The sequence below is a fragment of the Umezawaea endophytica genome (assembly GCF_025061645.1).
GTDB lineage: Bacteria > Actinomycetota > Actinomycetes > Mycobacteriales > Pseudonocardiaceae > Umezawaea > Umezawaea endophytica.
In genome coordinates this window covers 59,889-85,120 of sequence record NZ_JANYMP010000004.1, presented here as the reverse complement: position 1 = coordinate 85,120, position 25,232 = coordinate 59,889, and the positions used below count along the sequence as shown (strand labels likewise).

The 25,232-nt window shown below is 70.8% G+C and carries 27 protein-coding genes and 1 pseudogene; 7 read left to right on the top strand and 21 right to left on the bottom strand.

Going from position 1 to position 25,232, the window contains the following annotated elements:
* Positions 1-48: 48 nt before the first annotated feature.
* Complete coding sequence (locus tag NZH93_RS10280) at positions 49-861, bottom strand: hypothetical protein (RefSeq protein WP_259622751.1); 813 nt, start codon at positions 859-861, stop codon at positions 49-51.
* 48 nt (positions 862-909) lie between these two features.
* On the opposite strand from NZH93_RS10280, the gene NZH93_RS10275 reads away from it, so the two are divergent.
* A complete protein-coding gene (locus NZH93_RS10275) occupies positions 910-1,530 on the top strand; it encodes a DivIVA domain-containing protein (RefSeq protein ID WP_259622750.1) in 621 nt (206 codons plus the stop codon).
* A 42-nt stretch (positions 1,531-1,572) separates the two neighbouring features.
* Here NZH93_RS10275 and NZH93_RS10270 read toward each other — a convergent pair whose 3' ends face one another.
* The 4 genes from NZH93_RS10270 to NZH93_RS10255 all read right to left on the bottom strand — a co-directional run bounded on the left by NZH93_RS10270 (position 1,573) and on the right by NZH93_RS10255 (position 6,140).
* Entirely contained in the window at positions 1,573-2,880 is a 1,308-nt protein-coding gene (locus NZH93_RS10270; protein ID WP_259622749.1) for a ThuA domain-containing protein, read from the bottom strand.
* A gap of 290 nt (positions 2,881-3,170) precedes the next feature.
* Positions 3,171-4,256, bottom strand: coding sequence for an antibiotic biosynthesis monooxygenase (locus tag NZH93_RS10265; protein WP_259622748.1), 1,086 nt, complete (start codon positions 4,254-4,256; stop codon positions 3,171-3,173).
* A 191-nt stretch (positions 4,257-4,447) separates the two neighbouring features.
* Entirely contained in the window at positions 4,448-4,993 is a 546-nt protein-coding gene (locus NZH93_RS10260; protein WP_259622747.1) for a DUF305 domain-containing protein, read from the bottom strand.
* Positions 4,994-5,099: 106 nt separating this feature from the next.
* Complete coding sequence (locus NZH93_RS10255; protein ID WP_259622746.1) at positions 5,100-6,140, bottom strand: family 2 encapsulin nanocompartment cargo protein polyprenyl transferase; 1,041 nt, start codon at positions 6,138-6,140, stop codon at positions 5,100-5,102.
* Positions 6,141-6,304: 164 nt separating this feature from the next.
* On the opposite strand from NZH93_RS10255, the gene NZH93_RS10250 reads away from it, so the two are divergent.
* Positions 6,305-6,787: a hypothetical protein gene (locus NZH93_RS10250; RefSeq protein WP_259622745.1), complete on the top strand. Its 483-nt coding sequence runs from the start codon at positions 6,305-6,307 to the stop codon at positions 6,785-6,787.
* A gap of 45 nt (positions 6,788-6,832) precedes the next feature.
* Positions 6,833-7,333: a SigE family RNA polymerase sigma factor gene (locus NZH93_RS10245; protein WP_259622744.1), complete on the top strand. Its 501-nt coding sequence runs from the start codon at positions 6,833-6,835 to the stop codon at positions 7,331-7,333.
* Here NZH93_RS10245 and NZH93_RS10240 read toward each other — a convergent pair whose 3' ends face one another.
* Together NZH93_RS10240 and NZH93_RS10235 are read right to left on the bottom strand one after the other, a co-directional pair.
* Positions 7,334-7,975, bottom strand: a complete 642-nt coding sequence (locus tag NZH93_RS10240; protein ID WP_259622743.1) for an MBL fold metallo-hydrolase — start codon at positions 7,973-7,975, stop codon at positions 7,334-7,336.
* An 8-nt stretch (positions 7,976-7,983) separates the two neighbouring features.
* Positions 7,984-8,268, bottom strand: a complete 285-nt coding sequence (locus NZH93_RS10235) for a YggT family protein (protein WP_259622742.1) — start codon at positions 8,266-8,268, stop codon at positions 7,984-7,986.
* A 253-nt stretch (positions 8,269-8,521) separates the two neighbouring features.
* Here NZH93_RS10235 and NZH93_RS10230 point away from each other — a divergent pair, with 253 nt between their 5' ends.
* Positions 8,522-11,179: a glycoside hydrolase family 3 protein gene (locus NZH93_RS10230; protein WP_259622741.1), complete on the top strand. Its 2,658-nt coding sequence runs from the start codon at positions 8,522-8,524 to the stop codon at positions 11,177-11,179.
* Positions 11,180-11,234: 55 nt separating this feature from the next.
* On the opposite strand, the gene NZH93_RS10225 is transcribed toward NZH93_RS10230, so the two are convergent.
* The 4 genes and pseudogenes from NZH93_RS10225 to NZH93_RS10210 form a co-directional block, all read right to left on the bottom strand.
* On the bottom strand, positions 11,235-11,933 hold the full coding sequence (locus NZH93_RS10225; RefSeq protein ID WP_259622740.1) for a hypothetical protein: 699 nt from the start codon (positions 11,931-11,933) through the stop codon (positions 11,235-11,237).
* Between the two features lie 109 nt (positions 11,934-12,042).
* Positions 12,043-12,223: pseudogene (locus NZH93_RS10220) on the bottom strand (IS110 family transposase); the annotation flags it as partial.
* A gap of 198 nt (positions 12,224-12,421) precedes the next feature.
* Entirely contained in the window at positions 12,422-12,874 is a 453-nt protein-coding gene (locus tag NZH93_RS10215; protein WP_372506612.1) for an IS5 family transposase, read from the bottom strand.
* A gap of 576 nt (positions 12,875-13,450) precedes the next feature.
* The gene (locus tag NZH93_RS10210; protein ID WP_259622739.1) at positions 13,451-14,815 is read right to left on the bottom strand and encodes an FAD-dependent monooxygenase; all 1,365 of its coding nucleotides are present in this window, start codon (positions 14,813-14,815) and stop codon (positions 13,451-13,453) included.
* A 41-nt stretch (positions 14,816-14,856) separates the two neighbouring features.
* Here NZH93_RS10210 and NZH93_RS10205 point away from each other — a divergent pair, with 41 nt between their 5' ends.
* From NZH93_RS10205 to NZH93_RS10195, 3 genes are all read left to right on the top strand, one after another.
* The gene (locus NZH93_RS10205) at positions 14,857-15,471 is read left to right on the top strand and encodes a TetR/AcrR family transcriptional regulator C-terminal domain-containing protein (RefSeq protein ID WP_259622738.1); all 615 of its coding nucleotides are present in this window, start codon (positions 14,857-14,859) and stop codon (positions 15,469-15,471) included.
* A gap of 169 nt (positions 15,472-15,640) precedes the next feature.
* Positions 15,641-16,663 (top strand): hypothetical protein, encoded by a 1,023-nt coding sequence (locus tag NZH93_RS10200; protein ID WP_259622737.1) that lies wholly within the window; start codon positions 15,641-15,643, stop codon positions 16,661-16,663.
* A gap of 86 nt (positions 16,664-16,749) precedes the next feature.
* The gene (locus NZH93_RS10195) at positions 16,750-17,790 is read left to right on the top strand and encodes a hypothetical protein (protein WP_259622736.1); all 1,041 of its coding nucleotides are present in this window, start codon (positions 16,750-16,752) and stop codon (positions 17,788-17,790) included.
* A 52-nt stretch (positions 17,791-17,842) separates the two neighbouring features.
* Here the strand turns inward: NZH93_RS10195 and NZH93_RS10190 are convergent, their stop codons facing one another.
* From NZH93_RS10190 to NZH93_RS10145, 10 genes are all read right to left on the bottom strand, one after another.
* Positions 17,843-18,541 (bottom strand): 2-hydroxychromene-2-carboxylate isomerase, encoded by a 699-nt coding sequence (locus NZH93_RS10190; RefSeq protein ID WP_259622735.1) that lies wholly within the window; start codon positions 18,539-18,541, stop codon positions 17,843-17,845.
* Positions 18,538-19,272: a 3-oxoacyl-ACP reductase FabG gene (fabG, locus tag NZH93_RS10185; RefSeq protein WP_259622734.1), complete on the bottom strand. Its 735-nt coding sequence runs from the start codon at positions 19,270-19,272 to the stop codon at positions 18,538-18,540. The genes NZH93_RS10190 and fabG overlap by 4 nt, the downstream gene beginning before the upstream one ends.
* A complete protein-coding gene (locus NZH93_RS10180; RefSeq protein ID WP_259622733.1) occupies positions 19,269-19,748 on the bottom strand; it encodes a 3-hydroxyacyl-ACP dehydratase FabZ family protein in 480 nt (159 codons plus the stop codon). Before NZH93_RS10180 ends, fabG begins: the two co-directional genes overlap by 4 nt.
* Positions 19,745-20,059, bottom strand: coding sequence for a 3-hydroxyacyl-ACP dehydratase FabZ family protein (locus tag NZH93_RS10175; protein WP_259622732.1), 315 nt, complete (start codon positions 20,057-20,059; stop codon positions 19,745-19,747). Before NZH93_RS10175 ends, NZH93_RS10180 begins: the two co-directional genes overlap by 4 nt.
* Positions 20,056-21,147: a beta-ketoacyl synthase N-terminal-like domain-containing protein gene (locus NZH93_RS49700; protein ID WP_276023171.1), complete on the bottom strand. Its 1,092-nt coding sequence runs from the start codon at positions 21,145-21,147 to the stop codon at positions 20,056-20,058. Before NZH93_RS49700 ends, NZH93_RS10175 begins: the two co-directional genes overlap by 4 nt.
* A 4-nt stretch (positions 21,148-21,151) precedes the next feature.
* Positions 21,152-22,111, bottom strand: a complete 960-nt coding sequence (locus NZH93_RS10165) for a thioesterase family protein (RefSeq protein WP_259622731.1) — start codon at positions 22,109-22,111, stop codon at positions 21,152-21,154.
* A 1-nt stretch (position 22,112) separates the two neighbouring features.
* Complete coding sequence (locus NZH93_RS10160) at positions 22,113-22,817, bottom strand: alpha/beta fold hydrolase (RefSeq protein WP_259622730.1); 705 nt, start codon at positions 22,815-22,817, stop codon at positions 22,113-22,115.
* A complete protein-coding gene (locus NZH93_RS10155) occupies positions 22,817-24,049 on the bottom strand; it encodes a beta-ketoacyl-[acyl-carrier-protein] synthase family protein (RefSeq protein ID WP_259622729.1) in 1,233 nt (410 codons plus the stop codon). The genes NZH93_RS10160 and NZH93_RS10155 overlap by 1 nt, the downstream gene beginning before the upstream one ends.
* 25 nt (positions 24,050-24,074) lie before the next feature.
* A complete protein-coding gene (locus NZH93_RS10150; protein WP_259622728.1) occupies positions 24,075-24,359 on the bottom strand; it encodes an acyl carrier protein in 285 nt (94 codons plus the stop codon).
* Between the two features lie 64 nt (positions 24,360-24,423).
* Entirely contained in the window at positions 24,424-25,206 is a 783-nt protein-coding gene (locus tag NZH93_RS10145) for an AfsR/SARP family transcriptional regulator (RefSeq protein WP_259622727.1), read from the bottom strand.
* Positions 25,207-25,232: the final 26 nt, after the last annotated feature.

Here is a 25,232-nt window from a genome sequence, read left to right as displayed (position 1 = left end):
ACCGGGTCGGTAGTACCACCGCGGGCCGTCACCTCGACGGCCCGCGGTCTACCCCCGCAACTCCTCCACCGCGGCCTCGGCCGCCGCACGGGCGTCCTGGGCCGACTCCAGCCGCTGCTGCGCCTTCTCCAGCACCCGACCCGCCTGCTGCGCGGCCCGTTCGGCGGCCCTCAGCGCGGCCCGCACGTCGTCCAGCTCCCGCACCAGCCGCGCGTGCTCGGCCCCGGCGGTCTTGACCTCCGCCCGGCACCCGTCGACCCGCTCACCGGCCTCCTCGACGGCTTCCCGCGCCTCGGCCAACCGCCGCTCCCGGCGCTGCTCACGCCGTGCGGACAGGTCGTCGGGCACGGGCGACCCGTCGGACAGCGGCCCGAACCCCGAGTACTCCAACGCCTTCGTCAGCCGTCCGCCGCGCACCTGCTCGGCCAGGTCGGCGTCCGCCATGGCCGCGGTGACCGTGTTCCTCACCTGCGTCAGCGCCTCGCCGGTCAGCCCGGCCTGGTCCGCGGCCAGCGCGGTCAGCTCGGTCACCAGCTCCCGCCGTCGGCGGTCCAACCGGCGCAGCTCGCTGCCGTGCAGTTGCCGCTGCGCGTCCCGCAGCCGCTCACCCAGCTCCAACGCCTCCACCAGCAGCGACGCGCCGGAGTGGACCAGCCGGTTGACCGCCCAGGCGGCCTGGGTCGGCCGTCGCAGCGCGCCGATCGCCTTGGCCTCGTCCTGGTCCGCCGCGGCCTTCACCAACCGGGCGCGGGCAGCCACGAACTCCGACGGCGGCAGGGCGTACAGCTCGTCGGCGGCCTCGTCGACACGCGAAGTGCTCGTGATGGATCCAGTCTGCTCAGAACCGGCCGCACCCGCCATCCGTAGTACCGGAAAAGGGCTGAGTCGTGACGAGCGGAGGAGCAGCCGATGAGCGTCCACAGCGTTGAGGACCTGGTGCCGCTGCGAACGGGGTTCGACCTGAGCTGGCGCGGCTACCACCGCGAGGAGGTCGACGACTACGTCCACGACCTCGAACACGACCTGCGCGACCTCGCTGCCGACCGCGACGCCTGCACCGCCCGCGCCGAGCACCTGGCCGAGATGCTCGAGCACTCCCAGGCCGAGACGAAGACCCTCCGCGCCGAGCTCAACCGGGTGTGCAGCACGCCGTTGGACACCGAGGTGCTGCCCTTCCGCCTGTCCGTGATGGTCGAGGTGGCCACGGCCGAGGCCACCTCGGTGCTCGACCGCGCCCAGGCCTGCTGGACGGCCGCCCAGGACTCGGCGGCGAAGCTGCGCGCCCACTACGACCGGCTCGGTGAGGACACCCGGCGGCAGCGCGCGGAGATCGAGGCGGAACGCGAGTCGGTGATCCGCGTGGCGCGGACGCAGGCGCGGACGATCGTGGCCAAGGCCGAGGCGCGTCAGCGGGAACTGGACGCCGAGGCGGAACGGGCGCGCGAGCGGGTGGAGGTCGACTTCAAGCTGGCGATGGACCAGCGGCGCGCGGAAGCGCTGCGCGACCTGGCCGCGGGGAAGCTCACCTGACGGGGAAGCCGCTCGTGGCGCACGGGCGGCTTCCCCGCGCGGTCAGCTCTGCTGGGTCAGCCTGAACGACTGCGCGGCGGACCCGTTGCAGGTCGACTGCACGAGCTGGACGCTGTCCGCGCCGGACCCGCCCGGCACGGTCAGGCACTTGCCGCTGAGCCTGCTGGTGAAGTGGAAGTAGCCGTCGGACTCGGCGACCGGCTGCCACTGCTGGTTGTTGCCGCCGCCGTAGGCCCACAGGTGCAGCGCGGCGTTGTCGGCGGTGGACGTGTTGCTCACGTCGATCACCTGCGCGGCGTTGCCGCGGTTGTTGACGCGCACGAACCCGCCGCTGGTGGGCGCGAACTGGTACTGCTGCGCGAGGGTGGAGTTGCAGGTGTACTGCTGGATCGCGGTGCCGTTGGCGGTGCCTGCGGAGCGGGCGTCGACGCACTTGGAGCTGCCGCGGTTGGCCACGGAGTACCAGGCGGTCGGGGAGATCTCGCCGGGCGGGTCGGTGGGGGGCGTGGAGGTCGCGCCGCCGAGCCAGAGCAGGCCGTCGACGATGAAGCGGTTCTGGACCTCGCTGTCGAACGTGGACGAGAGGCCCTGGTTCGTCTCGTAGTTCATCGCGTTGTGGCCGAAGTTGGCGTACAGCATCCGGTAGTTCTTGTTCGTCCACATGATCGGGTAGTAGCCGCTGCGCCACTGCTGGTTCGGGTCGCTGCCGAGCGGGAAGCTGGACGGGTCGACCGACGCCAGGATCTTGATGTTCGAGTTGTTCCGCAGGTCGTTGTTCCAGGAGTACCACTCGCTCACCGCGGAGGTGAACGTCGCGGGCAGCCTGCCGGTCGACGGGTGGGTGCGGTCCTCGACCTTGAGCACCGCGGTGGTCGGGCCCCAGGTGTTGCTGCGGAACGTGCCGGAGCCGAGGAATGTGTTGTTGAACCACGGCCAGTTGTTCGCGTTGTCGGTGTACGCCGAGACGTGGAAGCCAAAGTAGCCGCCCCCGTTGGCGACGTAGTTCTGGAACGCGGAGCGCTGCGCGGCACCGGTCGGCGCGTCGTCCAGGAACATGACGACCTGGTACTGCGCCAGGTCGTTGGCGTTGAGCATGTTCCAGTTGGTCGTGGACGTGTAGGTGAAGTTGTTCTGGGCCGCGATCTGCGGGAACCGGGTGTTGGCCTCCTTGACCCAGTTGATGTGGGCGGCGTCCCAGGTCCCGTTGTAGAAGGCGAGGACCTTGAACGCGGGCGCGGCCTGCGCCTCGACCCGCCCCAGCGCGGGGCTCAGCACGACGAAGGACCCCGCGAGCAGCAGGGCCAGGAATTGGACGATCTTGCGTTTTCCACCGGGAGCGACGCTGCTCATGCAGGGACCTTTCACAGGTGTTCGGGAACGGCCGCCGGCAGGGGTGGTGATCGGCGGCCCCGCGCGGTGCCCGCTCGGACACGCTCCCGAACCCCTTGGGGCGTCCGGGGTCCCGCTGAGGACGTCGGCGTCTCCCCAGGCGGTGCGTGCCGATGCGGGCATCGGTCGGGCACCCTAAGACAACCCAAGTTCAGGTCTTAATTCAAGCCCTAATTTTAACCATTCGGACCTAGCGCGATGGCCCCGGACCTTGCTGGGCAAGGTCCGGGGCCATCGGGGTGCGCGAAGGACTAGTTCCGCGATTCCTTGTGGGGCGACGTCGGGAAGAACCCGCCCCGAGGAGCGGGCAGCGGCGCCGCCGCGGGTGGGGGCGCCGGTGCCTCCATCATCGCGGTGGCGTCGATGTTCAACGGCCGCAGGCGAACCGGCTCCTGCGTCCGCTGCTGAGCACCCCGTCCACCGCCGCCGCGCTGGGCGGCCTGCTGGGCGGCGACCGGACGGCGTTCGGCGCGGCGCCTGCTCTGCGGCGGCGGGCCGACCGGTTCGATCGTCGTCAGCGTGCTGCTGGCGGGCATCGGCCGCGGCGCCTGCTTGCCGCGCCTGGCACCGCCACCCCTCGGCGGGTCCGCCACCGGTGCCGGGGCGGGCGGGGGCACGAGGTCGCGTTCCGACTCGACCCGACGACCGCGCCTGTCGACCTCCGGCGCGCGCCTGCGGGTCCTCGGCGTGTTGATCTCCGGCGCCTTGGACCGCTTGCGCGACGGCTTGGGCTCGGCGGGAGCACCACCGTCGTCACCGCCACCGCTCTTGCCGAGCAGGGGCGGCAGCACCCAGGCCGCCAGACCGGTCATCGCGAAGCACAGCACCAGGATGCGCACCAGCGGCGGCACGTTCGGCAGCATCTTCACGGCCATGCCGTTCGCCACGATCACGGCCCCGAAGAAGACGACGAACACGAAGATCGCCAGCACCACGCGGCGCTTGCCCTTCGGCGGCTGGGCCACGCCGTACTCGCCGTCGTCGTCGGCGTAGACCGGCGACATCGACTGGGCGGTCGACTGGTCGAGCGGCGTGATGCCGTTGGAGAACGTGACGCCGATCTGCATCGAGTACTTCTGCATGTACCGGCCCCAGCGGGCGTTGGACGACGAGCGTGCCCACGCGTCCGCCGCGGCCTCGTCCGTGAACCGGCAGACGATCTGCCAGATCCGGTCGTCGTCCGGCGAACCCGAGATCGAGCCACCGAGGCAGCCGGGCGACCGCTGCGCGGCGCTCACCAGCCCCCTGGCCCCGACCGAGAAGTCCGACAGACGTCCTTGCGCCACCTTGTGCGAGGTGGTGAGCAGGACAGGAGGGTTCGGCTTGTTGGGTCTCAAACCCCCTCCACCCCCGACTGACTCGTAAAGTCCCCGTGGTTGGACCACGTGGTCCGGCGAATCGGTCGCATGACAGGTCCCATCTTCGTCGTGAACCGCTGCGCGCCGTTCTCGTACAACTCCGACACCGAAGCCTACGTACGGCGTCGGAGAGCGGTTCAACTCGGATCAGAACTTTTTTCAGTTCCGGGTCAGGCAGCGGCTCCGGTGCCCTCGATCTTCGTGACCAGGCCGGTCTGGACCGTGATCATCTCCTTGGCCAGCGCCTTGACGCCAGCGTGCGTACCAGCGCTTTCGACGTCCTGCGCCATCTTGATGCCGTCCTGGAGGTGGCGGACCATCAGCGGCGACCACTGCTTGTCGAACTGCGGGCCGGTGTAGCCGCCGAGCACGGACACGTCCTTCGGCGCCACGACCATCTCGTGGGCCTTGTGGCCGCTGTCGGTGACGCCGACCTTCCACTCGGTCAGCCAGCCGTTCATCTTGTCGATCTCGGCGCTGCCCTCGGCGGTGATCGCGTTGGCGACCTCGACCACGGCGGCGTTCTTGGAGCGCGTGCCGACCAGCCCGCTGATCTCCAGGGTCTGCTGGTGGTGGGGCAGCATGTCGCGGAGGAACACTATGTCCGCGTCGTTCGCTCCCGCCCCGGCCGCCGCGGATTCACCGAGCAGCGACGAGCAAGCGGACAACGACATCATCAAACCGATCACCGCGACTACGAGCAAGCGGGCGCGCATCCATGGCCTCCTGGGTCTCCTGACGAGGCATACGGACACCCAGCCCGACCGGTTCATCGATTCGTCACGAAATGAGCAAATTTCCGAACCGACCGGTCCACGGCCGTCAGCGGTCCCTCCCGATGATCTTGCGCGCGACCTCCAGCAGGGTCTCCGAGGTGGCCGGGTCGCAGTCGGCCGCCTCCAGGTGCCCGGCGGCCTCGGTCATCTCCTGCACCGCCCGTGACCGGGCCCACTCGCGGGCGCCGGTGCGTTCGATCAGCGCGGTCACCCTCGGCACCTCGTCCCGGTCCGGCGCGCGGTCGCGGGAGTAGAGGTCGGCCAGTTCGGCGGCGGCCGGGGTATCCGAGGCCAGCGCCGCCACCACCAGCAGCGACTTCTTGCGGCTGACGAGGTCCGCGCCGACCGGCTTGCCGGTCACCTCCGGGTCGCCCCAGACCGCCAGCAGGTCGTCGACCAACTGGTAGGCCAGACCGAGGTGGCGCCCGAAGGCGCGCAGCCGCCCCGCCCGCTCCGGGGTCGCCCCGCCCACCAGCGCGCCGAGCGAGCACGACAGGCCGAGCAGCGCGCCGGTCTTGCCCTCGGCCATCCGGACGCACTCGTCGAGCCCGACGTCGGTGCGGGTCTCGAACGCCAGGTCGGCGTGCTGGCCCTCGCACAGGTCGAGTACCGCCCCGGTCAGCCACTCCGACGCCGTGGCGGCGTTCGGCGTCGTGCCCCGCGCCAGCGCCCTCGGCGCCATGGCCAGCAGGGCGTCGCCCACCAGGATCGCGGGCGCCTCACCGAACACCGCCCACGCCGTGGGCCGGTGGCGGCGCACCGGGTCGCGGTCCATCACGTCGTCGTGCAGCAGGGAGAAGTTGTGCACCAGCTCCACCGCGACCGCGGCGGGCACCGCGGCCTCCGGGCTGCCGCCGACGGCTTTCGCCGCGAGCACGACCAGCGACGGGCGGACCGCCTTGCCCGGTCGACCCACGTCCGGATCACCGCGCTCGTCGACCCAGCCGAAGTGGTAGCCGGCGATCAGGCGCATCGAGGTGGGCATCAGGTCGACCTCGGCGCGCAGCGCCGCGCCCACGACGGCGTGGCACCAGCGCGTGACGTCCTCGGCGGTGCGGAACTCCGGTGGCTGCCGGACGGCGGTCATGGTGTCTCCTCGGGTTCCGCGCTCGTGGCCGAGCAAGGCCGACGGTAGGGACTCGGCCGCGCACGGGGACATCGGCTATTCGGGTCACCGCCGCGGCCCGGTTGAACCTCCCGGCGGTCCGCTCCGTGTTCGACGTACGGCCCTCGACGTGAAGGAGGCCCGACGTGGGGACAGGACTGGTCCGGACGCTGCTCCTGTGCGGAGCGCTCACCGCGTGCACCACCACGGTGCACTCGACCGCGGTGCCCGAGCCCGGCATCGAGCCGGGCCCACCGCCGACGACGGTCCAGTTGGGCCGCAACCCGCTGCTCGGCGACGTCGTGGTCGACGGCGAGGGGTTCACCCTCTACCGCCACGACCGGGACACCGCCAACCCCTCGGTCTCCGTGTGCACGGGCGAGTGCACGGCCACGTGGCGACCGGTCCTGGTCTCGGACGCGATCCCGTTCCGCAACCTCGACCAGGACTTCCTCGACACGGTCCTGCGCCCCGACGGCGGCAGGCAGATGACCGTCGGCGGCTGGCCCGCGTACCGCTTCGTCGACGACCGGGTGCCGGGGCAGGTCTCCGGGCAGGGCTTGGAGGACGCCTGGTTCGCGCTCGCCCCCAACGGCACGAAGGCGGGTGGCGGCAAGAAGACCGGCTAGGTCGGCGCTCTGCAACGCGGGGAGCCCCTTCGGTCAAGTAGGTGCATGAGGACCGAGCAGCAGGCGAGCTTCGTCGAGTACGTGAGGTCGCGCGGACCGTGGATGCTGCGGGTCGCGCTCCGCCTGTGCCGCGACCGGCACAACGCCGAGGACCTGGTGCAGACCTCCCAGACGAAGCTGTACGCGCACTGGAACCGGCTGCGGTCGGTGGAGAACCTCGACGCCTACGTGCGCACGATCATCCTGCGCACCCACATCGGCGACCGCCGCACCGGCTGGGCCAAGCGCGTCGACCTGCACCCCGCGCACGAGGACCTGCCGTGGGACGAGGCGGACCACGCCGCCCGCCTGGTGCTGCGCGAGGCCGTGGAGGGGCTGGCGCCGAGGCAGCGCGCCACCATCGTGATGCGCTACTACCTCGACATGTCCGTCGAGCAGACCGCGGCGGCGCTGGACGTCACCGCGGGCACGGTGAAGAGCCAGACCAGCCGCGGCCTGGACGCGCTGCGGGGCGTGCTGGAGCACGGCGGGGTCCGCGCGGCCTGATCAGCGCACGCTCACCCGCTCGTCCACCGCCACCCGCTGGTACGGCGCCCCGGTCCCCGGACCGCCCTCGCCCAGCATCCGGGCCACCAGGCCGAGGCCGAGTTCGCTCAGCAGGGCGTCGTGCACCCCGATCACCCGGCCGGGTTTCACCTCGCGCACGTAGTCGACGAGGTCCGCGGTGCGCGACCACGGCGCGTGCGCGGGCAGCAGGAGGGTGTCCACCGGCACGTCGGGCGCGGTCAGCGCGTCGCCGGGGTGGAAGACGGCGTCGTCCACGAGGAAGCCGACGTTGCGCACGACCGGGATGTCCGGGTGGATGACCGCGTGCCACTCGCCGAACACCTTGACGTCGAACCCGGCCGCGGTGAACGCGTCACCGGCGCCGACGGCGTGCACGCGGGACCCGAGGCCGTCGAGCGCGGCGGCGACGGTGGGGTTGGTCCACACCTCCAGGCCCGGCACGTCGGCCAGCGCGGCGCGGATCCGGTCCTCCTGGAAGTGGTCGACGTGCTCGTGCGTGATCAGCACGGCCTCGGCACCGTCGAGCGCGGAGGCGTCGGTGAACACGCCGGGGTCGAGCACGAGCCTGCGCCCGTCGCGCTCCAGCGCCACCGACGCGTGGCCGAACTTGATGAGCTCCATGATCCCTCTCAGAAGACGGCGGTGACGATGGTCCGGAGTACCAGTACCCCGACCAGCACCGCGGTGAACGCCAGGTCGATGGACACGCCGCCGACGCGGACCGGGCGCAGCACGCGCCGGACGGGGGCGATGACGGGTTCGGTGATCGACCAGCTCACGCTCCTCACGCGGCTCGTCCACGCGGGCGCCGGGCTCGTCGAGACGACCCCCACCCAGTCGAAGACGAGGCGGACCAGCATGACCAACCAGAACAACAGCAGCACCGTGCCGAGCAGCGATCCGATGAAGCTCATGGGGGCTCCTTTCCCGCACCTCCCAGTCTGCCTGGCCAAGGTGAGAGGAAGCTGAGCACGACCGGGTGGATCCGCTGAGCGACCCGGACAAGTCGGGCACCGTTCGTGGGCCTGTTGAGACGCCGAAAACCGGGAACACAGGCACGAGAGAGCGCTCCCCGAAAAGCATTGACGCAGGTGGCGCGGCCAGGACAGGATCGATTCACCGCCGCACGGAGCAGGCTGCCCTGCCGCCCACGAGAACGGACAGCTCATGATCAAACCCACCGGCTGGAGACGCGCACGCCGCGGTGCGCTGGGAGTGCTGACGACGTTGTCGCTCCTCACCGGCGCCACCGCCGGGTACTCCAGCGCCGCTCCCGACACCGAGAAGGGCGGCAACCGGCAACCCGTCGTCGGTCGGCCCGACCTGGACCGCAACGGGTGCGCCCGGATCGAGAACAGGCTGCCCACGCTCAAGGACTGGCCCAAGGTCGACAGCAGGATCGACAAGAACGCCTTCGACGAGCGCCGCGTCGCCAAGATCGTCGCCGGTATGACCCTGGCCGAGAAGGTCGGCCAGATGACGCAGCCGGAGATCACCGCGATCACCCCGGAGGACGTGAAGAACTACTTCATCGGCACGGTCCTCAACGGCGGCGGCGCGTGGCCGAACAAGGACAAGCACGCCACCCCGGAGGCCTGGCTGGCGCTCGCCGACTCCTACTGGCAGGCGTCGGTCGAGACCAGGACCAAGATCCCGGTCCTCTGGGGCATCGACGCGGTGCACGGCAACAACAACGTGTACGGCGCGACCCTCTTCCCGCACAACATCGGCCTCGGCGCCGCGCAGGACCCGTGCCTGGTGCGCGACATCGGCGAGGCGACGGCCGAGCAGATCCGCGCGACCGGCCAGGACTGGGCGTTCGCGCCGACGCTGGCCGTGGTGAAGGACGACCGCTGGGGCCGCACGTACGAGGGCTTCTCCGAGGACCCGCGGATCACCCGCGCGTACGGCTACGAGGCCGTCAAGGGTCTCCAGGAGAGCACCTCGCGCAGGCTCGGCGAGAACGGCGTGATCGCGACCGCGAAGCACTTCATCGGTGACGGCGGCACGCTCAAGGGCTCCGACCAGGGCGTGAACCCGGTGTCCGAGGCCGAGATGATCAACGTGCACGGCCAGGGCTACTACGGCGCGCTCGCCGCGGGCGCGCAGTCCGTGATGGTGTCGTTCAACAGCTGGACCAACGCCGAGCTGGGCATCGACGAGGGCAAGCTGCACGGCAGCAAGAAGGCCATCGACGAGATCCTCAAGAAGAAGATGGGCTTCGACGGCCTCGTCGTCTCCGACTGGAACGGCATCGGCCAGGTCCCCGGCTGCACCAACTCGAGCTGCCCGCAGGCGATCAACGCGGGCATGGACGTCGTCATGGTGCCGAACGACTGGAAGGCGTTCATCGCCAACACCATCGCGCAGGTCGAGAGCGGCCAGATCCCGATGGCCCGCATCGACGACGCGGTGACCCGCATCCTGCGGGTGAAGGTGCGCAGCGGCCTGTTCTCCGCGCCGAAGCCGTCGGAGCGCGAACTGGCCGGGTCGGCGCGGGCGCTGGACTCGAAGAAGCTGGCCCGCGAGGCCGTGCGCGAGTCGCAGGTGCTGTTGAAGAACGACAACCGCGTGCTGCCCCTGTCGTCGCGGTCGAAGGTGCTGGTCGTCGGCAAGAGCGCCGACAGCCTCCAGAACCAGACCGGCGGCTGGTCGCTGACCTGGCAGGGCACCGGCAACACCAACGCGGACTTCCCCAACGGCACCACGATCCTCGGTGGCCTCCGCGAGGCGCTCGGCGCGGCGAACGTGACGTTCAGCGAGACCGCCGACGGCGTCGACCCGGCCGCGTTCGACGCCGTGGTCGCCGTGATCGGCGAGACCCCGTACGCCGAGGGCACCGGCGACCTCCGCCGCACGATGGAGGCGGCGAAGATCTACCCCGGTGACCTCGCGGTGCTGGACAAGGTCGCGGGCAAGGGCAAGCCGGTCGTCACGGTGTACGTGTCCGGCCGACCCATGCACGTGAACAAGGAGCTCAACCGCTCGGACGCCTTCGTGGCGGCCTGGCTGCCGGGCACCGAGGGCGGCGGCGTGGCGGACCTGCTGGTCAAGGGCCGCAACACCGGCAAGGGCTACACCGGCAAGCTCAGCTACTCGTGGCCGAAGGACGCCTGCCAGACCCCGTTGAACCCGGAGACCCCCGGCTACGACCCGCTGTTCAAGCTGGGTTACGGCCTGGCCAACGGGCAGCGGGCCACCGTTCCCGCGCTGGCCGAGGAGTCACCCGCGAGCTGCGGTGGCGGCGGTGGCGGCAACGCGACCGAGGACCTGGAGATCTACAACCGGGGTGACGTCGACCCGTACAAGGCGGCCATCGGCTCCCCGGAGAACTGGGGCGGCACGGAGATCGGCGTCGACGGCACGGCTTCGCACGCGGAGCTCAACGTCGTCCCGACCGACGTCAACGTGCAGGCGGACGGCCTGAAGGTCACGTGGACCGGCACCGGTCCCGGTCAGGTGTACATGCAGAGCCCCGGCGCGGGCAACGACCTGCGCGGCTACCTGAACACCGACGCGGCGCTGGTGTTCGACGTGATCGTGAACCAGGCGCCCGCCAACCGGACCGTGGTCAGCACGCACTGCCTGTACCCGTGCTTCGCGGAGGTGGCCGTGACGAACCTGCTCACGAACCTGCCGCCGGGCAAGAACACGGTGAAGATCCCGGTCTCCTGCTTCGCGGCGGGCGGCCTGGACTTCGAACACGTCAACACCCCGTTCCTCGTCTACACCGACGGTCCGCTGTCGGCGTCGTTCGCCAACGTCAAGTGGGTGCCCAAGGCGGGCTTGGACCCGGACGCGAAGGCGTGCGCCGACCTCAGCTAGTCGGCGGGGAACGTCGGAGGGGCAGGCCGCGCACGTGGGCCTGCCCCTCCGACGTTCACGCGGGCGCGGGTTCGTCGAAGACGTCCACGACCACCGAGGTCGTCATGGCACCGTCGAGCCAGTGCTCACCATCGCCCTGGAGATAGGTGTGGATCCGAACTCGCTTGTCTCGCGCCACGGCTCGCCGAGCACTGTCCAACGCGACGGGGACCTGCCGACCGGGCGCCTCGCCCACGACCCACTCGGACTCCACCCGACTCCCGTCGGGCAGGGCCCACGCCCGCGCCCCACCGTCGGCCGGGACGAACGGCATCCTGTTGAGCAACACAACGTCCCAGTGCGGCCCATGACGCTCGTCGACCCCGTTCTCCACCCGGATCCCCAGACCGACCGCGTACGCGCCGGACAGGTACTCGTCGATCGTGGCGGCCTCCAGCCGGAACCGCGCACGACGAACCGGCACGATGAACCCCCCTGGCCCGAACGCCCCCGGCTCCGGTGCGCAGCGCGAGCGCAGGAACTCCCGTATCGACCGCAGGACAACATCGGGAAGCCCCCGAAGCCCGTCCTCCAGCCCACCCTCGTCCCGCAACGCCAGGTACAGATCAAGCACCCGGACCACGTCATCCGCCCGCGCCACCTCACCGGGCCCCCACTCGGCCACCACGTCCAGCCGGTCCACCTCGCCGTGATCCACCGCGAACAGACGGCTTCCGCTGGCGTCGGCGTGGACCAGGAACTGGCGAATCGTCATGCCACCACCCCCAGGTTTCAGTGTGGCACCTGGGTGCGCCGGGGGTGGTTGGTATTCCTGTAGCCGCAGGGATATGGCTTGGGACGGTTGTGTGGGCCCTATGGGGTTGTCAAGCTGCGGCGGCGCTAAGAGCGGACTCGGGATGCCGGTAGTGAGTGCCGGTGCGTAAGCATGGCGAACAGGACGTCGCAGCGGCGTCGCGCCAGACAGATCAGGGCGGCGTTGTGTTTCTTGCCTACGAATCGTTTCCGGTCGTAGTAGGCGCGGCTGGTTGGGTCGGACAGGGCGGCGTCGCGATCAGGTCGCCCGCCCGAAGGCCAGCGGCTCTTCGGATGGACGCCTGCGGCAGGCCGGTCCAGAAGCAGCGTCACGCGGTCGAGTGCGGTATCGACCTGGTCGACCAACACCGCACGTCCACGTCGATATCGTGGATGTCGTCGAGCAGCGGCAGGAGTTGCGAGTTGTCGCCATCTGACCGGCCGTGAGGATCACCGCCAGCGGCAGACCCACGCCAATGACAGCTTGGCGGTCAGTCCCCCGCGAGAGCATCCGAGGCATTCCCCGTCGACGGCGAGGCCGTCGATCCACTCCGCGCAGCCCCCTTTTCCGGCACCGGCCGCGTGCTGGTGCGCCCGCACGCTCGTGGAATCGGCACTGACCACGAACGTCACACTGTCCTCCAGCGTCCCGAGCGAGTCGTCCTTGACGATCACGTGCTCCAAGATCCGATCCCACCTCCCGTCCGCGGTCCACTTCCGCAAGCGCTCGTACGCGGTCTTCCACGGCCCGTACCGTTCCGGCAGATCACGCCACGGCGCACCGGTGCGCTCCTTCCACAGGATCGCGTTGATCACCTGCCGATGGCTCCGCCACCGCCCGCCTCGTTGCCTGCTCTGCGCGGGCAGCAACGGCAAGATCACCGCCCAGGCCTTGTCCGTCAGCTCACCACGTCAGACCACACGTCATCATCCGCACACGATCATCGGAAAAATCCGCAGGACACGACCTAATCGATTCGCCAAACCCGCCGTTCGCGGGCAGGCCGCAGTGCAGGTCGCGGTCGTTGGCATCTGGCCAGGCCACAGGGGAAACACGATCTCACCGGCAAAGCCAAGAACTGCAAGGTTAAACAGGGCCTCCCTTCGTCGATGCGGGTCTGGGGATCGGGGGAATCGTCGACCAGCCTTGTGGTCGCATGCGGCAAGGCTGGAGGTGATTCGGGGGCTGCTGGCGGCGGGTGGCAGGTAAGTCCGTTGTCGGTGGTCAGGTCGCGGCCGTTGCCAAACGGCTGCGCCACAGGGAAAACGCGCTACCCGGTGACTGCTCATTGCGCCAAACTCGCCGTTCACGGGCAAGCCACAGGGCAAATCGCCGCTATCGCCAACCGGCTGTACCACAGGCGAAGCGCACTACCCGGCGGATGCCCGGCGGATGCTCGGTCGACAAACCCGCGGGTCGCCGGCAGGCCGCAGTGGGTCGCCGCCATCGTCAACCGGTTGTGCCACAAGCAATGCGCGCTACGTGGTCGCCCAGGCCACGTGGCCGTCTGGGCGGATCAGGGCGGAGGTGATCGTGGCCCACTCCTCCGGTGGGTCTACTGGGAGGGCTGTGGGGTGGGCGTCTGTGGGGTCGGTGGTGTTGATGGCGATGTGGCGGCCCTCGTGCAGGAGGTCGAAGAGGGTGGTGCCGTTGGCGAAGTGGAGGTTTGGGGCGCGGTGGCCGGTGAGGGGGTGGGTGTCGTGGGGGGCTGGGTAGGTGACGTCGAGGGCTGAGAGGCGGTCGGCCAGTACGCGGGAGAACGCCGGTACGTCGGCGATGAAGTCGCTCAGCAGGGACCGCAGTGCGGTGATCTCGGGGCTGTAGCTGGTCATCAGGGCGGTTTGGGCTCTGGTGGCCCGCAGCAGGTCGGCGCCGACCGGGTAGCGTTCGGTGTGGTAGCTGTCCAGCAGTGAGGACGGGGCGCGGCCGGTGACGACGGCGGCCAGTTTCCAGCCCAGGTTGGCCGCGTCCTGCACGCCGACGTTGAGGCCGACGCCGCCGGTCGGGAAGTGCACGTGCGCGGCGTCGCCCGCCAGCAGCACCCGGCCCCTGCGGTACTCGGCGGCCTGGCGGGTGGTGTTGCCGAACCGGGACAGCCAGCGCGGGTCACGCATGCCGAAGTCGCGGCCCGCGATCCGGACGACGGTGGCGCGCAGCTCGGCGAGGGTCAGTTCGCCCGGCCAGTCCGCGCGGTTGCCGGTCGGGTCGCTGCCCACGAACCGGTGCACGCCGCCGGGCAGCGCCACGACCATCAAACCGCCCTCGGCCCCGGTCACCGAGAGCACCGGCTGCGGCGGCGGGTCGTCCAGCACGACGTCGCCGAGCCAGCCCCAAGTCGTGGCGTCCGTGCCGGGGAAGTCGATGCCCGCCGCGCCCCGCACGGTGCTGCGGGCCCCGTCGCACCCGACGACGTACGACGCCTCCACCGTGGACGCCCCTCTCACGGTGACGCGGTCGTCGTGCTGGACCAGCCCGTCGACCCGCTCCCCCCGCCGCACCTCCACCCCGACGGACAGGGCGTGCTCCTCCAGCAGCTCCTCCGTCCGCGCCTGCGGCAGGGCCAGGGTGAACGGGTAGGGCGTGTCGAGCACCCGGAAGTCCATCCGGGCGTCCAGCCCGGCGAAGTGCCCGCTCGGGATCCGCATCCCCTCGGCGAGGAACCGGTCGACGATCCCCCGGCACGCCAGCACCTCCAGTGTCCGGGGATGGATCGTGAGGGCCTTCGAGTGCGGGTCGCGCTCCTCCCTCGCCTCCAGCACCGTCACGGCCGCGCCGCCCAGCCTCAACTCCGCCGCCAGCCACAGCCCCACGGGACCGCCTCCGACCACCACTACCTGCTCCACCGCTGCCTCCTTGGTCACTGACCAAGAGATATACTAGGTCGGTGACCAAGAGTCAAGCGAGCCGCTCCGGCCTCGACGCGGGCATCGTCGTGGGGACGGCGTTGGGCCTGATGGACGAGCAGGGCGCCGACGCGGTCTCGATCCGCTCGATCGCGACCCGCCTGGACGTGCGGATGAACACCGTCCTGTGGCACGCGAAGACCAAGGCGCGCCTGCGGGAGCTGATGGCCGACGCGATCATCGCCAAGGCCTCGACGGCCGACCTGCCGGACGACCCGGGCGACCGGGTCCGGGAGCTGGCCCACCGCTACCGCCGCGCGCTCCTCCGGCACCGGGACGGGGCGTCGATCGTCGCGGGCACCTACGCCGCCGAACCCGCCACCCTCGGTTTCGCCGACGCGCTGGTCGGCGCGCTGCTGGCGGACGGCCGCGACGAGCGGGAAGCCGTCTGGCTGTGCTGGACGCTCGTGTACTTCACCCTGGGCCTGGCGCAGGAGGAGCAGGCGTTCCCCGAACCGGGCGACCACCGGCTCCCCCAGGCCGTCACCACGGGCCCGTACCCGGCGCTCGCGCGGGTGATCGCGCACTTCGAGCCCGCCGCGTTCGACGAGCGCTTCGACTTCGGCCTGGACCTGCTCCTGCGGCGCGAGCGGTGAGGACCGCTCAGCGACCCGTCAGCACGCGGTCAGCCCGCCTTGCCACGACCCGGCGCTTCGACCCGCTCCTGCGCCGCAGGCAGTGAGTACCGCTCAGTAACCCGTCAGGACGCGGTCAGCTCGCCTAGCCACCGTGAGCCGTTGGTTTCCTTACCAGTCAAGGAGAATCATGCGGTTCCGATATCCGGTGGTCGTCGCGTTGGCGCTCGCCACGATCGTCTCCCCCACGGCCTCCGCGGCGGCGTGCACGTGGACGCCGACCGTCCTGCCGCTGCCGTCGGGTCTGACCCAGGGCACGGTCTACGCGGCCGACAGCCAGAGCGGCTACGCGGGCACCGCCCAGGTCTCGAGCGGGACGGTCCACGCCGTCCGCTGGGTCGGCGGTCAGGCCGTCGACTACGGCACGGTTCCCGGCTACTCCCACGCGTTCGTGGCCGGGGTGAACAAGTCCGGGGTGATCGTCGGGCACACCAGCGCGACGACGGGCAACCGGCAGCGCGCGTTCCGCTCGGTCGGCACGACGTTGCAGGTGCTCCCCGAGCCCGCCGGCGCCCAGCACACCTGGGCCAACGGGGTCAACGACGCCGGTGACATCGTCGGCGAGATGGGCGTGAACGTCACGTCCGGCAGCACGACCAACCTGGTGCGCACCGCGGTCCTGTGGCCCGCGAGCGCGCCCGGCACGGTGGTGAAGTTGACCGGCGGTCTGCCGACGGGTGGTCAGACGCTCGGCGAGGCCGTCGACCAGGACGGGTCGGTGCTCGTCGAGTACTACCCCGGCGCCGCCACGCTCGACGCGACGGCCCTCTACGTGTGGAAGGCCGGTGCGGCGAGGAAGCTGCCCGTCCCGGCGTTCACCGAGAAGGTGGTCGGCCGGGCGATCTCCAACGGCCGCGTGGCCGGGGGGATCGGCAACGGCGACCTCGTCGCCGCGGTCTGGGAGGCGGACGGCACCCTCGTCAGGCCCGCCGACTCCGACCTCGTCGTGTCGATCAACAAGACCGGCCAGACCACCGGCTGGAAGATCGGCACCGGTCTGAGCCAGACGTGGTCGGTGTGGCAGGGGACGGCGAAGGTCGGCACGATCAGCGGCCAGCGCGCGCTGAACGTGTCGGCGGACAACGGCACGGTGGCCGGCTATAGCTGGAACTCCACCACCTTCACCCAGCCCACGTACTGGCGCTGCTCCTGACGTGCCGGGGCGGCTCCGCCACGGCCGCCCCGGTCGGCCGGCGGCCCGAACGCGCCGCCGGTTCCCCCCACCCCGCAAGGAGAACCATGCTGATCAGAATCGCCGCGGTGGTCGCGGTCGCGATCACCGCCGTGGCCTCGCCCACGGCGTCGGCGGCGACCTGCGCGCCCACCCTGCTGCCCCTGCCCGCGACCAGGGTCGCCGGTGTGGTCCTGGCCGCGGACGGCCAGGGCGGCTTCGCGGGCGAGGCGTCGAGCAAGCGCGTGCTCGGCTCCCCGACCGTCCACGCCGTGCGCTGGTCGGGTGGCCAGGCCACGGACCTCGGCACCCTGCCGGGCCACAGCTCGCAGTCCGTCAACGTGACCGGTGTCAACCGGGCGGGCACGGTCGTCGGCGACGCACCGGAGACGAGCGGCCTGCACCGCCGGGCGTTCCGCTCCACCGGCACCGCGCTCGCGCCGCTGCCGGAGCCCGCGGGCGTCGACTCGTCGTGGGCCACCGGGATCAACGACAACGGTGACGTCGTCGGCCACGTCGGCAAGGACTTCCAGCAGGGCACCACGATCTACACGGTGCACACGGCGGTCCTGTGGCCGGCGAACGCGCCGAGCACGGTGGTCGCGCTCACGGGTCTGCCCGCCACGGGCCAGACCATCGCGACGGGCGTCGACCAGGACGGCACGGTGCTCGTCGAGCACTACCCGACCACCACCGACGCCTTCACCGCGACGAACCTCTACCTGTGGAAGGCGTCCGCGGTCCGGAAGCTCACCATCCCGTCCGGCACGGTGGCGGTGGACGGCACGGCCATCGCGAACGGGCGGGTCGTCGGCGGGACGTACGCGTCCGAGTTCGCCGACGGCAAGGGCGTGCTGTGGGAGCAGGACGGCTCCGTGGTGCGTCCCGCCACGGCGGGCACCCTGCACTCGGTGAACCGGTCCGGGCTGTCGACGGGGTTCACCACGACCACCACGCTGACCTACGGCGTGTGGCAGGGCTCGGCGCTCACCGCGACGCTGACCGGCTCGCTCGGCGTGAACGTCGCGGCCGACAACGGTTCGGTGGCGGGCTGGAGCCGGACGGGCACCAGCGGCGACAACCAGCCCACGGTCTGGCGCTGCGCATAGAGGAACGGCTCCCCCGGACGTGATCCGGGGGAGCCGTTTCCCTTCAAGAGCTTCAGCCGCAGCCGCCCGCGTGGCTCTCCTCGGACGACCGTCCTGTCGAGACGGACGACGCCGTGGCGGGCAGCGCGCCCGCCGGGGCCAGCTTGGACCGCAGGTGCGCGGCAAACTCGTCCAGCCGGTCCATCCCCCAGTACCGGGAGAACCGGTGCACGAAGAACGGCACGCCGAACACGCCGTCCTTGCAGATCCTGAGCAGGATCTCGACGCCTTCTTCCCGCAGCAGCGGGTCGTCGGAGGCCGTGGACACCTCGACCGGGTCGAGCCCGAGCGAGGTCGCGACGTCGGCGATCACGGCCGGGTCGCAGATGTTCAGCCCCAGCTCCCACCGAGCCCGGTACACGGCGGCGATGTACTCCGGTCCTTTGCCGCCGCGCAGGGCCACGAGGTACCCGAGGTGCGGCACCTCCCACACCGGCTCGCGGTCGACCGGCCACGTCAGCGGCAGCCCGCGCGCCTTCGTGAGCCTGCCGACGTCCTGGAGGATGTAGAAGTGCTTGGCGCGCGACATCGCCGAGTACGGGAACTCCTCGCCCCGCTCGGTCAGCATCCGCTCGCTGAGCGCGTCCGGCTCGAAGAACGGGATCCACTCCACGGCCTCGGCCACGTCGGGGTAGCGCTCCAGCAGGTCCCGGTACGCCATCCAGGAGTACGGGCTGCGCAACGAGAAGTAGAACTTCGGGTTCTTGCTCAAATCACCAGCCCCCCGTCCACGCCGAACACCTGGCCCGTGACGTAGGAGGCCTTGTCCGAGGCCAGGAACGACACCAGGTCGGCCACCTCGTCGGCCGTGCCGAACCGGCCGAGCAGGATCTTCTCGGTCATCTTCGCCACGAAGTCGTCGGCCAGCCCGGAGACCATGTCGGTCTCGATGAAGCCGGGCGCGACGGCGTTGACCCGGATGCCGTACTTGCCGACCTCCTTGGCCAGCGACTTGCTGAACCCGATGATCCCGGCCTTGGACGCGGCGTAGTTGGTCTGCGCGGCGTTGCCGTACACGCCCGCGACGGACGACAGGGTGATCACGCTGCCCGCGCGGCGCTTCATCATCGAGAACACCGCCGACTTGCACAGGTAGTACGTGCCGTCGAGGTTGACCCGCAGCACCGCCTGCCAGTCGTCGTCCTTCAGCATCACCAACGGGTTGTCGCGCACGATGCCAGCGCACGACACGACGGTGTGCAGGCCGCCGAGTTCCTTCTCGGCGCTCTTCACGAACACCTCGACCTCGCGGCGCTGCGACACGTCCACCTGAGCGGTGAACACGGTCGCCCCGGCGGCCTCGGCCTCCTTGGCGACGACCGCCGCCGCGTCGGCGTTGGACTGGTAGCAGAACGCCACGTCGTAGCCGTCCTCGGCGAGCCGGGTCACCACCCTGCGCCCGATGCCGCGCGAACCCCCGGAAACCAGCGCGACGCGCCTCATGCCACCACTCCCCGTTCCGGCCGCAGGACCTCGACCCCGCGGCGGGCCATCGTGAACGTGCCGATCTCCAGCACCGTGCGACCGCCGACCGTGCTGTGCCCGGCCAGGATCGCGGCGTCGTCGACCTCGCGGACGAGCCGCACGTGGTGGGTCAGCACGTCGCCGGGGTACACGGGGGCCAGCAGCGACACCCCGCGGATCCCGGTGATCAGCTCCACCTTGTCGGCCAGCACGTCCGGGTTCGGGCTCTCCCACCGCGTGAGCAGGACCGCGCACTGCGCCCACGACTCCAGCAGCAGGCCGATCGGGTACGCGTGGTCGGCGTCGTCGGCGAGCCCGTCGTAGCAGGGTTCGCGACCGCTGACCGCCTTGTGCGCGACCAGCGTGCGGCCGGGGTCCACCTCGGACACCCGGTCCACCAGCAGCACCGGGAACCGGTGCGGGATGATCCGCTTGATCTCCGCGACGCCCGTCATGCCGAGTACCTCAGCTTGATCTCCGCGACGGGCCCGTCGTCCTTCGACACCACGGCCGACACCCGGACGCCGTCACCGTCGTCGGTGAACTCCGTCGTGATGGTCAGCGTGTCGCCGGGGAACACCGGGCGGAGGAACTTGGCCCGCTGCACGGCGCTGACCCGCTTGCCGGGCAGGCGGTCGCGGACGGCCGCGTGCACGTGCTCGACCACGAACAGGCCCGGCAGGATCGGGAATCCGGGGTAGTGCCCGGCGAACACCGGGTCGTCGGGGTCGACGAAGATCCGCGTCCCCTCCTCCACGGCGGTCATCCGGCGAGCTCCAGCACCGCGCACCCGACCGTGCCGTCCCGGTCCACTCCCGTGACCAGCGCGATCCCGCCGCCGCCCTTGGCCAGCACGGCGGCGAGCTGGAAGCTCGCGCCCGCGGCCGACGTGTCGCCGAACAACTGTCCACACCGGACGAACTCGGGCGTGCCGCCGTCGAGCGCGTCGGTCACGCCGCCGTCCTCGGCGGCCTCGAACTCGCCACCGGCGGGGGCGACCAGCCGCACGTCGGCGGCGGAGGCCCCGGCCTGGGTCAGCGCGGCCCGCACGCAGTCCGCCACGGCCTGCCGGGCGTCGGCGGGGTCGCCGAACGCGCGGAACCTGGTGGCCAGGACCGTGGCGAGCGGGGTGCGTCCGGCCGACCGGGCGTCGGCGGACGGCTCAAGCAGGAACACCGCGCCGCCTTCGCCGAGCGCGGGCGCGGCGCCGTCGCCGGTGCGGCCGTGCCACTCCAGCCACGCGCGCTGCACCGAGTACTCCTCGGCCGCGCCGAGCAGGGCCCGGTCGCAGTGCCCGCCGCGGTAGAGGCGCGTCGCGTAGCTCAGGGCGAGCAGGCCGGTCAGGGCACCGCCCGCGATGGTCGTGTTGGGGCCCTTGATGCCGTGCCAGATGGCGCTCTGGCCCGCGGCCCGGTTCATCACCGTGTTCGGGAACAGCGCCGGGTCGACGTGGTAGGGCTTGACGCCGGTCAGCGAGTCCTTGGTGAAGTCCATGATGGACTGGACGCTGCCGGACCCGGTGCCCAGCACCAGGCCCACCCGGTCGGGTTCGGCGAGCAGCTCGGGGCCGCAGCTCTCGATGACCTGCCCGACGGCGGACACGGCGATGGCCGTGACCCGGTCCATCGTGCGGGTTCCCTTGCGGCCCAGCGCGCCCGCGGCGGTGAACTCGGGGACCAGCCCGGCCCGCGGGTACGGGCCGGGGTAGGTCTCCTGGTCGAGTTCGGTGGTCGCGTCCCGGCCCGCCACGACGCCCGCGGCGAAGGCGTCGCCGCCGATGCCGTACGGCGACACGGCGGACCAGGCCGAGAAGACGAGTCGACCGGTGCGGTCGACGGGGGTCGTGGCGGTCATGGCGTCAGACCGTCCCGCGGCCCGAGATGACGCCCGCCTTGCCGGTGAGCGCGTCGGTGAGCCGGTCGTCGAAGTTGACCAGGCTCCAGTCCTTGCGGTTCTCGATCACGGCCCAGCCGTGGGTGATCTTGCCGGTCGCGGTCGGCACCAGCACGCCGTCGCGCAGCACGTAGCAGTCCATCCGGGCGGTGAAGGTGTAGCGCTTGAAGATGTCCTCGACGGTGAAGACCGTGTAGAGCGTCTCCTCCATGTTCGCCTCGGCCAGGAACGTGATCCGCGAGTGCGGCACGACCGGGATCCAGTTCTGCTCGTCGAGCAGGGTCTTGATGGAGACGCCGCGGTCCTCGACGAACAGGTCGAGGATCTCCTCCATCTGGCGCAGGTAGCCGGACATCTGCACGCGCTCGGTGAAGTGGCAGTAGAAGTACGGCATCCGCCACGCCCAGCCGAACGCGTTGCGGCCCGCGGTGAGCAGGTCCAGCGGGTCGGCGTCGCCGACGGTGATCGGGACGACCTTGTCGCTGGGCGCAGAGATCGCGTCCACGACGTGGGGCGCCAGCTCGGCGGGCGCGTCCTCGGCGTCGAACCCGTGCGGGTCGAGGCGCAGCGACACGGACACCTTCGACTTCACCGCGCGCACGGGCTTGCCGCGGTCGACGGTGAACTCGACGGCCAGCCGCAGTTCGGGGCCGTCGTGCGCGACCTCCTTGACGGTGGCCGTGGCCAGGTCGTCGATGTGGAACGCGGTGAGGATCTTGGTGTCCAGGTCGGTGATGTCGGTGCACAGGCCGTAGCGCTCGTACAGCGCGCCCGCCGGGAACCCGCGCTGGCGCAGGTGGTCGAGCACGGCTTCCTCGACCATGTAGTTGACGTGCTTGAAGCCGATCCAGGTGCAGATGTTCGAGCCCTCGTAGCGGGGCCTGATCTGCGTGGTCGTGGTCTTGTCGGTACCGGTGGGGCTCACGTCAACTCCAGGCGTCGTCGAGGAGATCGCGGATCAGCGCCGCGACCCTGGCGGGCTGTTCCAGCATCGGGAAGTGGCCGCAGTCGTCGAGCAGCTCGAACCGCGCGCGCGGCAACGACTTCGCGAGGGCTCGCCCGTCCTCGGGGCGGGCGGCGATGTCGTGCACGCCGGACAGCACGAGCTGCGGAGCCCCCACTTCGGCGAAGTCGAGGAACGGCGACCGCAGGTAGGTCTCGAACCACCGCATCCAGCCGTAGGGGCCGACCTGGTCGCGCAGCGCGCGGGCGAGCCAGGCGCGGCGCTTCTCCGGGAAGCGGGCGGTCTCGCCGACCCGCATGGCCTCTTCGAACGTGCGGTGGAAGTCGTTCAGGTAGTAGGTGATCGTCGACCAGTCGAACTCGGCGACCGACGACCGGTGGAACGGGCAGAGCAGCGCCGACGGCCGTGGCCGCACCCGGCCGGTGGCGTACGCCTCGGCCAGCAGGGTGGCGCCGAACGAGTGCGCCACCACCACGTCGTGCTCCGGGCGGACCGCGTCCACGACGAGCCGCACCGGATCGGGGTGGTGGGCCCACGTGCCGTCGGACATCCCGTGCCACGGCTGTTCGGTGTTCGTGATCTCCAGGCCCTCGGGGAGCGATTCGATCAGCGGGTCCCACACGGCGGGCTTGCCGGCGAGCCCGTGCAGCAGCAGGACCCGGACCATCAGCCCGCGTCCCGGTACCGGCCGAGGATCAGCACCGCGTTGTTGCCCGCGAACGCGAGCGCGTTGTTCTGCACCACGTCGAGGTCGGCCTCGCGGGCCACGTTCGGCACGCAGTCGACGCCGCACTCGGGGTCGGTCTCGGTGTGGTTGATCGTCGGGGGGATGAACCCCTCCTTGATCGCCAGCGCGCAGGCCGCGGAGGCGAGTGCGCTGGCCGCGCCCATGGTGTGGCCGAGCATGCCCTTGATCGAGATCGTGGGCGGCGGCGCGTCGAACACCTGCCGGATCGCTCCGGACTCGGTGACGTCGTTGGCCTTCGTGCCGGTGCCGTGCGCGGAGATGAAGTCGATGTCCTCCGGCTTCACACCCGCGTTGCGGTGCGCCAGTTCGATGCACCGCGCCAGGCTGTCGCGGTCCGGCGCGACCGGGTGGTTCGCGTCGCAGTTGAGGCCGTAGCCCAGCACCTCGGCGTAGATCCGGGCGCCGCGCGCGAGCGCGGAGTCCAGGCTCTCCATGACGAGGATGCCCGCGCCCTCGCCGGTGAGGATGCCCTTGCGGTCGCGTTCGAACGGCTGGCACACCTCGGGGGCGATGGTGCCGAGCCGGTAGAACCCGGTGAACGTCTTGCGGCACACGGCGTCCGCGCCACCGCACAGCGACACGTCCACGTCGCCGTCGCGGATGGCGTCGAAGCCGTAGCCGATCGCGTAGTTGCCCGCCGCGCACGCCGTCGGGATCGTGACGGCCTCGACGTCGGTCAGGCCCAGCTCGCGGACGATGCTGGACGAGAGCCTGCCCGCCGTCGAGCGCCGGGCGATGACCGGGTCCAGCCGTTCGGGCCCGTGCTCGACCTGGACGCCGATCAGGTTGTCCAGGTCGCGCGACTCGGCGTCGGTCGTGCCGACCGACACCAGCGCCCGGCGGCCGCGCACCTCGTCCAGCGACAGGCCGGCGTCGGCGACGGCCATCCGGGCGGCGGCCGCGGAGAACTGGCTCGCCCGGCCCAGTTCCGCCGCGTCCGCCCGCTCCAGCCAGTCGGCCGGGTCGAACTCGTCGATCTCGGCACCGTTGGCGTGGGCGAACCCGGTGGTGTCGAACGACGTGATCGGCTTCACGCCGCTGCGACCGGCCCGCAGGCCCGCCAGGAACTCGGTGACGCCGATGCCGATGCTCGTGACCACACCCAGACCGGTGATCACCACTCGGCGGGGTGACTGGCGCTCCTCGTGCATCGTCTTGCTCCTCCGGGCCGAAGGGCTACTTGGCGGCTGCGGCTTCGGCCACGACGGCGATGACGCCCTCGAGGTTCACCATGCGGGTCAGCTCGGCCTGGTCGATCTCGACGCTGAACGTGCGCTCCAGCGCCGAGAGGATCTCGATGGCACCGAGGCTGTCGGCGTCGTGGTCCTCCTTGAAGAGACTCGTGTCGGTCATCTCCGCGGGGTCGATCTCCAGAATTTCGGAGACGATTTCCTTGATCTGCGACTTCTGGGTTTCGTCAATCGTCACGGCGGACTGGGAAGCAGTCATTTCATCCTCCACGGACGCGGCTTTTCCTACCATGAGAAGAGTGCGTCCGCGGGCTATATCGACCCTATATGCCTGGTCAGCCCACTCCGACGCGCAGCGCGTGCGGAACCTGGAGGACGGGGTCGGCCGTGAGGATCGCGAGGTGCACCTGGCGCAGCAGCGAACCGGGGTCGATGCCCAGTTCGTCGGCGAGCATGCGCCTGCCCTCCTCGTACAGCACGAGGGCGTCCGCCTGCCTGTTGCACCGGTAGAAAGTGGTCATGAGCTGGGCACGGAAGCGCTCCTGCAACGGGTGCAGGCGAACGAGGCGGGTCAGCTCGGGCAGCAACTGGGCGTGCCTGCCGAGCGCGAGGTCGGCCTCGATGCGGCTCTCCAGCACCGCGATGCGGGCCTCCTCCAGCCGTGGCCCCTCGGCGTCGGTCAGGTGCTCGGAAACGCCGGACAACGCCGGTCCGCGCCACGACGACAACGCCGACCGCAGCAATCCCGCCGATTCCTCGAAGCGTCCGGCGGCCAATGCACTCTGCCCCAGCCGCGCCTGTTCCTCGAATTCCCACAGGTCGAACCGGCAATTGCCGAGACGGATGTCGTAGCCCCGTGAACGCCGGGTTATGCCGACCTCGTGCAGCAGTGTTTTGCGCAATCTGGACACGTACGTGTAGATCTGCGCGTTGAACGTGGCGGGCGGGTGGTGGCCCCACAGGAAGTCGCTCATCTCGACGTCGGAGACCGACCCGTTGTCGGCTAGCAGCAGCGCGGCGAGCACCGTGCGCGGCTTCGAGCCGTCCAGTGGCACCTCCTCCCCGTCGTTCAGCACCTCGACCGGCCCCAGTACCCGGAACTCCAACAACGGACTCACACCCCTCTGCGCAGCGGACACCGACG